Here is an 11,306-nt window from a genome sequence, read left to right as displayed (position 1 = left end):
CAATTTTTAGATACAAAAGCTCTTACTTAAGTATTACACGAAAAAAGATGTTTGTAGTGAGGACTTTAGTTATCGTATTTGGAGCGGAATGAATTCCGCACTACGAATATATAAAATTCATAATGTGATAAAGAAAACTCCCACAATCATGATAGCAGATCCTAACAATCTTTGCTGGATATCTTTTTCTTTGAAAATGAAATGACCGAACAGTACACCCATTAATACGCTGGTACGTTTAACTGCTATTACTTGCACGACTAAAGTCATTGTTAAAGCTTGCATCTGAAAAATGACTCCTAAAGCATTGAAAAAACCCATGGTTGCTAGCAGCGGTAAGTGTTTGATGATTTTGCGGCTGGGGTTAGGGGTTTTGTGGAGTAAAACTGGTAGCAATAAAAGACTCATAGTCGTAAATAAAGAGAACAACCAAAAAATTGGGGAGGAGTTCTGCACGCCTATTTTATCAAAGTTTGATGTGATACTCCAGAGAAATGCTACGATTAACATTAATTTTGGCCCGGGCTGGTGCAGCAATGCTTTGAAGGGCGCTAGGTATCCTTGAGATTTTTCTTTAATGTTTAATAGATAGGAGCCTGTGACTATGAGAAAAATTCCGATATAATCAAAAAAATTGGGATATTCGCCGACAATTAACGGTGAGGTTAGCAGCATGAATAAGGGTGTCAAAGCTACTAACGGGACGGTGAGGGATAAGTCCGAGAGTTTGATGGCTTTTATGTAGAGGATAGCTGTGACTGCGTTGATGCTTCCTCCGATTGACAAAGCTATCCAAAATTGCGGGTTTAGTTGCGGATTTAATTGGGGTATTTCTATGAAAAATAGCAAGGGAGTTAAAAATACGGCTGAAAAAGATGCTAGCGACCAAGCTACTACGTATTCATCGTTTTTTTTCAGGTTGTGCTTGCTGAAAACGTCTTTTATTGCTTCAAAAAAAGCGGTAAGAATTCCAAAGATTAACCAAGTCAACCTAAATATGCGCTCCTGATTCGCTCGTCGTTTAGCAAGTCCAATCCTATACCTGTGAGGGTAATTTTACCAGCTTCTAGTACGTAAGCCCGATCGGCAATTTGCAGTGCTAAATTCGCGTTTTGTTCTACCAATAGAATTGTAACGCCCGTGGAGCGCAGGTTTTGAATAATTGTGAAAATTTCTTTGACGATCGCCGGTGCTAAGCCTAAACTGGGTTCGTCTAATAATAGCAGTTTGGGGCGCGACATCAGAGCGCGGGCGATCGCCAGCATTTGCTGTTCGCCCCCGCTGAGAGTTCCAGCTAGTTGAGTGCGCCTTTCTGCTAAGCGCGGAAATATCTCGAATTGGCGGGCTAAATCGGCTTTGACTGCCGCAAAGTCCGATCGCACGTAAGCCCCCAATTCCAAGTTAGCTAAGACTGTTTGCTGCGTCAAAACCCTGCGCCCTTCGGGACTGTGGGCGATGCCCAATTTCACCACTTCGTGGGCTTGGCGGCGGCTGATATCGCGGCCGTTATAGATAATTTGTCCTTGGCGCAAATTAACTATTTTAGAAATAGCCCTGAGTGCGGTACTTTTTCCCGCACCGTTAGCACCGATGAGGCTGACAACTTCGCCTGCATTAATTGTCAGATGAATATTTTGCAGGGCTTGAATTCCGCCGTAATTTACACAGAGATTCTTGAGTTCTAAGAGGATATTTTCGGTAGTTTTTGGTGGGGTTAGGTGCATTTTTTGTAACTTGATTTGTTGATAATCTTACTCGTTTACTCGTTCCAAGGCTCTGCCTGGTAACGCAGATAAGCGAGGCTCTGCCTCGATTTTTCCTGTTACTAAACGAGGCAGAGCCTCTAGATATCGGTTCTAAGGCAGAGCCTTGGAACCAGTGAAACCGGTTGAATTTTTTATTTTTAATCTCCCAAATAAGCCTCAATTACAGCAGGATTATTCCTGACGACAGCAGGTTCGCCCAAAGCAATAAGCTGACCAAAATTAAAAACCGCAATTCGATCGCACAATCCCATCACCAGCGGTACGTGATGCTCGATCAATATTACAGTTAAATTGAATTGTTCCTGCACTTCCCGGATAAATTCACTTAACTTGTGCTTTTCACTGGGATTCATCCCCGCCGCCGGTTCATCTAACAGCAATATTGTCGGTTCTAGGGCTAAGGCGCGGGCAATTTCTAAGCGCCTCTGGTCGCCGTAGGGCAGGTTTTTGGCTGGTTCGGCCGCGCGATCGCCCAATCCGACCAAATCCAACAATTCCCGCGCTTTCCGCTGGGTTTGGCGCTCCCTTGCGTTAGACTCTGGTAAGGCTAAAATCCCCGCTAGGAGCGATAAAACCGGATTTGGCGATCGGCTGTGGATGTGTCGGGCGATCGCCACATTATCCAACACAGAAAGTTCGCCAAACAACCTAATATTTTGAAATGTTCTGGCAATACCTTTATTCGCAATTTGATAAGGCCGCAATTTAGAAATATTTTCGTCTTGATAAATTAGATTGCCAGCAGAAGCAGGTATCAGTCCAGTCATTACATTAAACAGAGTAGTCTTGCCAGCGCCGTTAGGGCCGATCAATCCAAAAATTTCGTGTTTTTGAACTGTGAAAGATACGTCATTTACAGCCACTAAACCGCCAAAGCGGCGAGTTAATCCTTGGGCTTCTAAGACGGGATTGCTTTGTGATAAGGTAAGTGGTTCGCCAATCATCAAATATGATAGAATAGTGATTATCTAATTATGCCTCAAATTATGGATGCTTAAAAACTTTTAGAACGAATCACCGTAAACCCCAAAATATTTAACGGCAAACCGATTATCCGGGGTCGCCGACTGGCAGTTGAGCATATTCTAGGAATGTTAGCGGCTGGCGACATTCCTGAAACGATTCTCGAAGGCTATTCGTGGCTAGAAAGAGAAGATATTCAAGCTTGTCTAATGAATTAGGTCGATTGAGAATCCGAAATCCGGGATAAGGAGGATAAACTCAGGGGAGAAATCCGATGCAATACCTGGTAGTAACAGTTATGAAGAACGTAAAATCAATTACCTTTACAGGCATCAAGGTAAATACTTGCTAGTTCCTAACACGCCCGTTGAGATTTGTATTGATTGCGGTATGATTTATTACGATGCAGCAGTTATTAAAGAAATTTAGTGCCGTTTTTTTGCTATTCACCAGCAGAATTAAATGCCGGATTCATATATCAAAATTCCCACCTAAAGTTACACGTAAATAAATTTTGGTTGGTTTGGGAAGATACGATTGTCGCCCTAAATTCGAGATTTCCCGATCGCGCGATCGCCATTTGCAGCACTCCGCAGAAATGGAAAACCGCTATAATGTCTTCATTGCCGTACCGCCTCAATCTCCTCAAGCCGTCTCGCCAGGGAAATCTTATGACGATGCACGTACCAGATCCGCAATCTTCCCCAACAAAAGTGCTGCCGACGATGTACGATCTACCTAGTGAAGACCCGGAGGAACCCGGTTTGCCTGACGAATATCACCGGTGGCAAGCACAACTTTTGTGCGATAGCTGCATTCCCCCCAATTATCCGCCCGATCGCGTATTTTCGGCCAGCGATCTCAATCTATACTACGACTCCAACCATCTCAATTGGTACAAAAGACCAGATTGGTACTTAGTTGTGGGCGTTTCGAGATTTTACCAAGACAGAGACTTGCGCCAAAGTTACGTGATTTGGGACGAAGCAGTCAATCCTTTAATTGCGATCGAATTTCTGTCACCCGGTACGGAAGATGAAGATTTGGGGCTGACAGAATCGGCACCAAACAAACCGCCGACTAAGTGGCAGGTTTACGAGAGAATTTTGCAGATTCCCTATTATTTTGTGTTTAGCAAATACAACAACCAATTGAGAGTATTTCGCTTAATTGGCAACCGTTACCGCGAACAATTGTTAACAGGTTCTCGATTCTGGATACCCGAAATACAGTTAAGTTTGGGTTTGTGGGAAGGTGCTTTCCTGCAAAATGAAAGGTTGTGGCTGCGCTGGTACGATATTAATGGGAATTTGGTTCTGACTCCTGAAGAATTTGAAAGACAGCGAGCTCAATTGGAAAGCCAACGAGCTGAATTGGAAAGCCAACGAGCCGAATTTGAAAGGCAACAAGCTCAAATTGAAAGACAGCAAGCTGAATCGGAAAGACAGCGGGCTGAATCAGAAAGACAGCGGGCTGAATCGGAAAGACAGCGTGCTGAATCGGAAAAGTATCGGGCAAATCAATTGGCCGATCGCCTGCGAGCAATGGGCATTAATCCAGACGAGCTGTAAAATGAAGTAGCAGCCTGCAATACTGTCTGCTGTCTCAATAAAAACTTATTAACTAAAAATAAATTATGCCAGAATCTACCTCATTGCGCGATCGCTACCTAGCACTGATCGATAAAATTGTCGAAATCACCCTCAAAGGTCAAATTCGCTCGAAAGAACAAGTTTATCAAATGCTGGTGCAAGACATTGCTGCCGGCACCGGCGAAATCTTTGAACGCTGTTTCGGCGAACGCCTTGACGCTACCGAAAACCTGCTAAGAAATGAAAAAGACGAAATCAAACAAGCAAAGGGAAATCGCAGCCTCAGAGCGCTAAAAACTATCCAAGGAGAGTGGGAGCGCTGGCAGAAAGATAACCGAGTCGATCGCGAAATCGCATCATCCATCCAACAAATTATTACCGCCGAATCTAACAGTCGCCTCCTCGCCTTATTGCAAGTAATCGATCCCAATAAAGAACATCCGCTGACTCTCGCTCAATTGCAGCAATTAGCAAAATCCCTGCACCAACAAATGCTGCAAACAACTAATCCCGAAACCGAGCGAGATTTGCAGCAAATTACCGCCGGTATTGCCAAAGGTTTAGAATCTTGGCAGCGGTTGGAACCGGAACTCGTCGGTTGGATTTATCAGCCGCAGCAGCTAGGATTCGCTGGCAGTCCCGAACAAAATGGGCCTTGGGCTTTTTGGGCAAAAAAGGTTAACAGTCCTTGGCCTCATGCTCTTTTGCAGACTATTTCAATCGGTGAATCTATAGTTGAATTTGCAGCCAAGCAATCTAATGTAGAAATTGGTACATTGGTGGAATTGGCGATTATTTTGCAGTGTTTGCAACGGGCTTTGGCGACATGGTTTGACAAGCAAGTTTACGATTCCAAGGTGTCCACAAAAGCTTCAATTTCTACTTACATTACTTTTGCGGTAATTTGGAGCCAGCTAGCTAGTGGGTTTAATAATTCTACTAAGAGCGGGGAACAGTTGGCTAATGCTTGTTTTCAAGTAACTTTGCAAATTTTGCGCGCTTTTTCTGTGCGGGAATACTTTCCGCTTTACGGGGGGATTTTTGCTTCGTTTGACGGTAAAGCTCTGCGCCATACTTTGGATTATTTAGATGAACCGCTGCGCCGTGTTGAAGGTACTCAAGCGAAAGCTCGGATTCTGACGCTTTTGGGTTATTCGATGCAGGCGGCGGGGGCCTACGAGCGATCGATCTTGCTGCACAAACAATCGCTGGAAATTGCCCGTCTCGAAGGAGATAAAGCTTGCGAAGTTGCTAATCTCAATCACATCAGCCGCAACTATGTTGCTCAAAAAAATTATCAGGAAGCGATTAATTACAGCCAGCGGGCTTTAATTATGGCACGGCAAGCGGGAGAGCGGCAAGGTGAGGCAAATGCCCTGGCTAATTTGGGCTACAGCGAAGTGTTTCAGGCGCGGCAGTTGGAGGAGGTGGAACCGGAGGTTTATGAGAGTGCGATCGGCTATTTGGAGCAAGGTTTGTTGTTGTCAGAAAAATTGGGCGATCGCCAAAGTCAAGCTTTTTGCTCTAGCAGCCTCGGAATTGCTAAAATTGCTCTGGAAAATCCCGCAGGTGCGATCGAGTATTTGATTGAAGGTTGGCAAGCTGCCCAATTTTCGGGCGATTTGTATTTGCAAGGTCTGAATTTGGCTTATTTGGCTCAAGCTTATTACAGCTTGAATGAACTAGAACAAGCGATATTTGCTGGCTGTTTGGGGATGTATACTTTGGAGCAAATTGGGGCGGTAGAGTGGCGGCAATCGGCTGGTTTGCTGACAATTTTGCGGGGACAAATGGGTTCTGAAGCTTTTAAAGAATCTTTGGCCAAAAGCCGATCGAAGATCATTCCGGCGATCGGCGTTGATGGCTACGATTACATCCCAGAATTGCTGGAAAAATACCAGCAATCTATTTGATATTCGTAATCTTGAAAAATCAGGGCGGGCACTCTTGGCACCGCCCCTACGGAAACTACGATTACTTCTCAACAATCACAGACGTACCAACTGCGACTTTCTCAAATAAAGCTTGGGCATCTTTGTCGAACATTCTGACACAACCGTGAGAAGCCGCTCGCCCGATCGACTCTAGAGTCGGAGTCCCGTGAAAACCGATCACATTCTTACCATCAGTCCAAAACCCGATCCACCTACTCCCCAGCGGATTGTCGGGCCCTGCGGGTACAAGTTCTCCCGTCCAAGGATGTTCCCAAACAGGATCTTTAATCATTTGCATGACTTTAAAGCTGCCCGTGGGAGTTTCCCAGCCCTGTTTCCCGACAGCAACCGGGAAACTCGCTTGCACCTTATTTTTGCGGTAAACATAGACGCGGCGTTCTCGCAATCTCAGCACTAAACGGACTTCCTCAACGGGATTTTCTACAGCCTTTGGTTCCTGGGGAATAAACTGCAAAGATTCGCCCAGGGGCGGCAGTTCTGGGGCTGCGAGATTCGGCAATTTTACCTCAGATTTTGAGCGCTCAGTGGCGGCACTATTGCTTGGATTTGCAACAGATTGGGCAGTCGCCTGCTGCTGTAAGGCTACAGACAGCGCCGCCGCACTCAAACTCAGCACAATTAACTTGTTAAATAAAAATTTGCTGTTCACCATTTTTTGTTCGCTTAACTCCTCACTAGAAATTGCTACAAAGCTGCTATCCAATTATCCGCCAACTGCACCCGATATGCAAATTTTCGAGCTGAATTTTTGACTGTAAATGCGCCCCAGTTTTTTGTTTCCATTTCACAAATTATAACTTGTTTAACGATCGCAAAAAAGGTTGGTAGTGAGGACTTTAGTCCGCAATTTAGGACGAAGTAAAGTCCGTCCTACGAACTGTTTTTGCGATCGAGCTGCCGGACATAATTATGATGCGTAAATCCTGCAAACCCATGATTTAATTTTACCTGGGACTAATTTTGATTTTTTAGCTGTGGCAGACTGGCGATCGACAATTAAAACTGTGGCACTGCTGAATCCGGCAAGCGCAATCTGTCTTTTTGCCGATTTTCCTGCCCGGGAGCGACAGTTAGGTGGGCCTAAAAAAACGGAAACGGTCGATCGAACAAACTCAATATATCACGCCTGCACAAAGAGAGATACCAAGTGCTGAACTTATGGTAAATCGGGAACTTTTGATATAAAATTCAGTCGCTAATAAGTTATTCGATAATCTTTTGTAATATTGTTATAAATTTCCTACTCCGGGGATTAAACTGGATTAGGTGTAGAGGTTGGGATTTTCGCGCAGCGGAAGCAAACCCAACCCAGAATAGTAGTTAATGTGAGGTTTCAATGCGTCTTCAGAAAATCAAATTATTGACAGGTGCAACCCTGTCGGTGCTAATGTCGGCTGTCTCAGTGCATCCGGTGATGGCTAACCCTCCAACTCAAATAGCCCAAACCCAGACTACCAACACAGCAAACACTCAAACTCTGACCGGTTTTGTCAAAAGTATTGTCGGCGACGTAGTAACCATTCGCCCAGAAAATTCGCGGTACAGGACTCTCAGGATTCAAAAATGCGTCCTGAAAATTATTGGCCTGGTACCGGGAATGAAAGTCAGAGTCTTGCTAGCCGGAGATATGGTGCAAAATATCGCCGTGATCCCCGACTACAAGGTGGTAGCTACAACGGTTGTTCGTCCCGCCGCCGTAGCACCGCGTCCGGCCCCTGAACCGCCACCAATGCTTCCGGCTCCCGCTCCCCGTCCAATAACCCGTCCGGCTCCAGCTCCGATGCCGGCTCCCCGTCCAATTCCGGCTCCCCGTCCGGCTCCTGTGAGAGGACTTTGGTAGAACTAGGTTTTTAAACGGAATAAGTCACCGCGCGCGGTGGCTTCGCTGTTTAATAGCAGCTAAAATCAAAGAATTGTCGAGCAATTGTGGAGAAACCGCTGCTATGTCTTACCTGCGTTTCCTGTTGCTAATTCTGCTGCTGCCGTTGATTGGGTGCGATCGAGCTACAGATGCCACAGCCACTTCTGTTCCCCAGCCAAGTCCGCTGTCGCAAATTCCCTCCCCTGCACCGCTGACAAATGGTCGGACAAATCAAATTGTACCGACCAAACCGCTTTCCCCGCAGCCCATCGGCATTGTGGCAACATCTTTGCCGCAGCCAGGAGCCACCGAAAGCGCCTCGAAACCTGCTCAAGTAATACCGATTCCCCCATCGCCAGTGCTGCGAGTGCCTCCCGGCTTTGTGGTCAACGTTTTTGCTGACAATTTAGACGCTCCCCGATGGCTGGCTTTGACGCCGACTGGGGATGTTTTGGTAACAGAAACCCGGCAGAATCGGATTACGCTATTGCGGGATGGTAACGGCGACGGTGTTGCTGAGGTTCGCAAGACTTTTGCTAGCGCCCAAAACAATTTAAATATTCCCTTTGGGATGGCTTTTGCCGATCGCTATTTTTTCCTGGGAAATACCGCAGAAGTCCGCCGGTTTCCCTACACAAAAGGGCAGGAACAATTAACTGGAACAGGGGAAAAAATTGCCGATTTACCGGGCGGTGGCTACAATCAACACTGGACGCGAAACGTTGTCGCTTCCCCAGACCAACGCCAGTTGTTTGTATCAGTTGGTTCCCAGTCTAATGCCAACTCCGAACCGCTGCCGAGGGCGTCTGTGCAAGTGATGAATTTGGACGGCACCAACCAGCAAACATTTGCTTCCGGTTTGCGAAATCCCGTGGGATTGGATTTTCACCCCAAAACTAATCAACTCTACACCACAGTCAACGAACGCGACGGTTTGGGAGATGATTTGGTACCGGATTACTTGACAAGAATTCGTAAAGGCGAGTTTTACGGCTGGCCTTATGCTTATTTTAAGCCGAATTTGCTCGACCCGCGCCACTCCAGAAACGGCAAGAGCGATCGACCTGATTTAGCGGCCAAAACATTGATGCCAGACGTACTGTTTCAGGCGCACTCGGCAGCTTTGGGACTTCAGTTTTATGACGGCAAAAGGTTTCCCAAAAGATTTTTTAACGGTGCGTTTGTGGCGTTTCGCGGCAGTTGGAACCGCAACGCAGGAACTGGTTACAAAATTGTGTTTGTACCTTTTAATGCGGCTACCGGACGACCTGAAGGCTATTATGAGGATTTTTTGACTGGTTTTCTCACCGATCCTTCTGGCCCGAAAACTTGGGGGCGGCCGGTTGGTTTGCTGGTTTTACCTGATGGGAGTTTGCTGTTTACTGAGGAAGCGAATAACCGGATTTATCGGGTTCAGTATCGCGGGTGAAAAAAGGGCGATCGATTAGATACCGACTTTTTCAAGAAGTCGGGAATCTGATTTTTTAGTCAGCTTCCAACCTTACTAAGTTGAGATTCACCGGAAACTTTTTGAAAAATTAATAACCTATCTGCTTCCGCAGTTTCGCGATTTAAATCCGACAGTTCGTAAAATGATAACTTTAGTAGCTGATTTGATTTGAAATTGTAAATGTTAGCCGAAAATCGCTATTTTTTATATCAATTGCAGTCTGTGCTTTTTGTTTTAAAGTCAGTGGGGTATTCCTCTTAATATCGTTTCCGGTTGCATGGGAATGATTTAACCACAGAGAGCGCAGAGAACACAGAGGAAGACAAGAGAGTGATGAATACAGGACGATGAAGCGCGGATTTGATCTGACTCGATTTTACAATTGGGATGCTACCGGATTTGATATAACTATAGCATTTTCTAGTTTTTAGGGCAAATAACCTAAAAGTTTTGCGATCGCGCTTTAAAATCTCGAACCTGGTTGTTTGAGAAACTCTGCTTCTTCGGGTGTTGTTTCGCGTCCGAGAATCTGATTGCGGTGGGGAAATCTGCCAAAACGCTCGATTATTTTGAAATGCCGAATTGCGAAATCAATGACTGATTCGCTGTCGGGTTCGCCGCTGAGTTGGCGAAAGAGTTCCACAGATTTTTGCTGGTGTTCTAAGTTTTCGCTGTGTTCAAAAGGTAGGTAAATAAACCATTTTTCTACTTGCAGCAATTCGCGATCGAAGTTATTGTTAACAGCGTGTTGGGCGGCGGCTAAGGCTTTGCTGTCTGTGGCGAATGCTTTCGGCGTTTCGCGAAACATATTGCGCGGAAACTGATCGAGGAGTAAAATTAATGCTAGGCAGTTTTTGGGAGAATCTTGCCAATAGTCTAGTTTGCCGGAGGCGGCTAGTTCGTATTGCGACAGAAAGTTCGCTCGCACTTCTGCATCAAAATCCGTATTTTTCTCAAACCATTTCTTGTGAACTTTGCCAAACTCAGGAGAGTGCGATCGACCAAACCAAAAATCTAAAATTTCATTCATTAGCAATCTAATATGCGATTGATTGTTGATTGCAGCTTCAGTGTGTGCAGTTGCACAAAATCTACTTGATGTGCAACTACAAATCCAGGGATTAATTATTACCAAAGATGACTCCAACCAAACACAGGTACTTGCTTTCCGAGGCTATCGAGGGTCGAGAAAAAAAATTAGATTACAGAGTTTAAGCTTCCAGATTCATCTGTTATCGAGTAAATCTAAAATCTAAAATCTAAAATCTAAAATCGACTGACTTAGGAACTTTTGTTTTCCGGTACTTAAAGTTAGGAACTAGCAAACAGTCTGTCCCAAGTTTTGCCTCCCACAACTCCGTCTACAGGAAGGTGGGCTTGTCGCTGAAATCTCTTCACTGCTGTGAGAGTTGTCGGGCCGAACACGCCATCAATTACGATCGGGTGTGGGGAAAAGCCCTGCGCGTTCAACAATTTCTGCAGTCTCTTCACGTCTTCCCCTCTCGATCCGTGTTTCAAAACCCTTTTATGCGGTCGATGGGGTCTCCTATCTGGTTCGTTGCAATCATCGTGCGGCGCGCAAATGGTGTCACTTGATGAAGCAGTATATGCTCCGCCACCCATGCCAGTCAAAACTACTAAGCCCAGAATTGCTAGTAAAATCAAATAAGGCGGCTGCGGCTTAGGCTTAGGCGGAGGCGGAGGAGGTGGGGGAGGGGG

Annotated in this window: 12 protein-coding genes; 6 read left to right on the top strand and 6 right to left on the bottom strand. The window is 45.6% G+C overall.

The window, feature by feature from the left end; all coding sequences use genetic code 11:
• Positions 1-117: 117 nt before the first annotated feature.
• From IQ263_RS08845 to IQ263_RS08835, 3 genes are all read right to left on the bottom strand, one after another.
• Positions 118-990 (bottom strand): EamA family transporter, encoded by an 873-nt coding sequence (locus tag IQ263_RS08845; protein ID WP_194067101.1) that lies wholly within the window; start codon positions 988-990, stop codon positions 118-120.
• Positions 987-1,724, bottom strand: a complete 738-nt coding sequence (locus IQ263_RS08840) for an ABC transporter ATP-binding protein (protein WP_194067100.1) — start codon at positions 1,722-1,724, stop codon at positions 987-989. Before IQ263_RS08840 ends, IQ263_RS08845 begins: the two co-directional genes overlap by 4 nt.
• Before the next feature lie 179 nt (positions 1,725-1,903).
• Complete coding sequence (locus IQ263_RS08835; RefSeq protein ID WP_194067099.1) at positions 1,904-2,710, bottom strand: ABC transporter ATP-binding protein; 807 nt, start codon at positions 2,708-2,710, stop codon at positions 1,904-1,906.
• A gap of 69 nt (positions 2,711-2,779) precedes the next feature.
• On the opposite strand from IQ263_RS08835, the gene IQ263_RS08830 reads away from it, so the two are divergent.
• The 4 genes from IQ263_RS08830 to IQ263_RS08815 all read left to right on the top strand — a co-directional run bounded on the left by IQ263_RS08830 (position 2,780) and on the right by IQ263_RS08815 (position 6,234).
• Positions 2,780-2,947 (top strand): DUF433 domain-containing protein, encoded by a 168-nt coding sequence (locus IQ263_RS08830; RefSeq protein WP_194067130.1) that lies wholly within the window; start codon positions 2,780-2,782, stop codon positions 2,945-2,947.
• On the top strand, positions 2,943-3,158 hold the full coding sequence (locus IQ263_RS29775; RefSeq protein WP_370589076.1) for a YgiT-type zinc finger protein: 216 nt from the start codon (positions 2,943-2,945) through the stop codon (positions 3,156-3,158). The genes IQ263_RS08830 and IQ263_RS29775 overlap by 5 nt, the downstream gene beginning before the upstream one ends.
• The gene (locus IQ263_RS08820) at positions 3,158-4,300 is read left to right on the top strand and encodes a Uma2 family endonuclease (RefSeq protein ID WP_333194100.1); all 1,143 of its coding nucleotides are present in this window, start codon (positions 3,158-3,160) and stop codon (positions 4,298-4,300) included. Before IQ263_RS29775 ends, IQ263_RS08820 begins: the two co-directional genes overlap by 1 nt.
• Before the next feature lie 65 nt (positions 4,301-4,365).
• Complete coding sequence (locus IQ263_RS08815) at positions 4,366-6,234, top strand: tetratricopeptide repeat protein (RefSeq protein ID WP_194067098.1); 1,869 nt, start codon at positions 4,366-4,368, stop codon at positions 6,232-6,234.
• 61 nt (positions 6,235-6,295) lie between these two features.
• On the opposite strand, the gene IQ263_RS08810 is transcribed toward IQ263_RS08815, so the two are convergent.
• On the bottom strand, positions 6,296-6,928 hold the full coding sequence (locus IQ263_RS08810; protein WP_194012195.1) for a L,D-transpeptidase: 633 nt from the start codon (positions 6,926-6,928) through the stop codon (positions 6,296-6,298).
• A gap of 684 nt (positions 6,929-7,612) precedes the next feature.
• Between IQ263_RS08810 and IQ263_RS08805 the strand changes: the two genes are divergently transcribed.
• Positions 7,613-8,116: an autotransporter gene (locus IQ263_RS08805; protein WP_194067097.1), complete on the top strand. Its 504-nt coding sequence runs from the start codon at positions 7,613-7,615 to the stop codon at positions 8,114-8,116.
• 103 nt (positions 8,117-8,219) lie between these two features.
• Positions 8,220-9,566 carry a PQQ-dependent sugar dehydrogenase gene (locus IQ263_RS08800; RefSeq protein WP_194067096.1) on the top strand — a complete coding sequence of 449 codons (1,347 nt, stop codon included), beginning with the start codon at positions 8,220-8,222 and terminating at the stop codon, positions 9,564-9,566.
• Positions 9,567-10,050: 484 nt separating this feature from the next.
• Here IQ263_RS08800 and IQ263_RS08795 read toward each other — a convergent pair whose 3' ends face one another.
• Positions 10,051-10,617, bottom strand: a complete 567-nt coding sequence (locus IQ263_RS08795) for a DUF924 family protein (protein ID WP_194067095.1) — start codon at positions 10,615-10,617, stop codon at positions 10,051-10,053.
• Positions 10,618-10,898: 281 nt separating this feature from the next.
• Positions 10,899-11,306 (bottom strand): peptidoglycan-binding domain-containing protein (locus IQ263_RS08790; RefSeq protein ID WP_228049907.1); only part of this gene is annotated, 408 nt, incomplete at its 5' end.

It is taken from the genome of Tychonema sp. LEGE 06208, assembly GCF_015207505.1.
In the GTDB taxonomy this organism is placed as follows: domain Bacteria; phylum Cyanobacteriota; class Cyanobacteriia; order Cyanobacteriales; family Microcoleaceae; genus Microcoleus.
The sequence above is the reverse complement of the archived record's forward strand: the minus strand, read 5'-3'. Positions and strand labels throughout refer to the sequence as shown.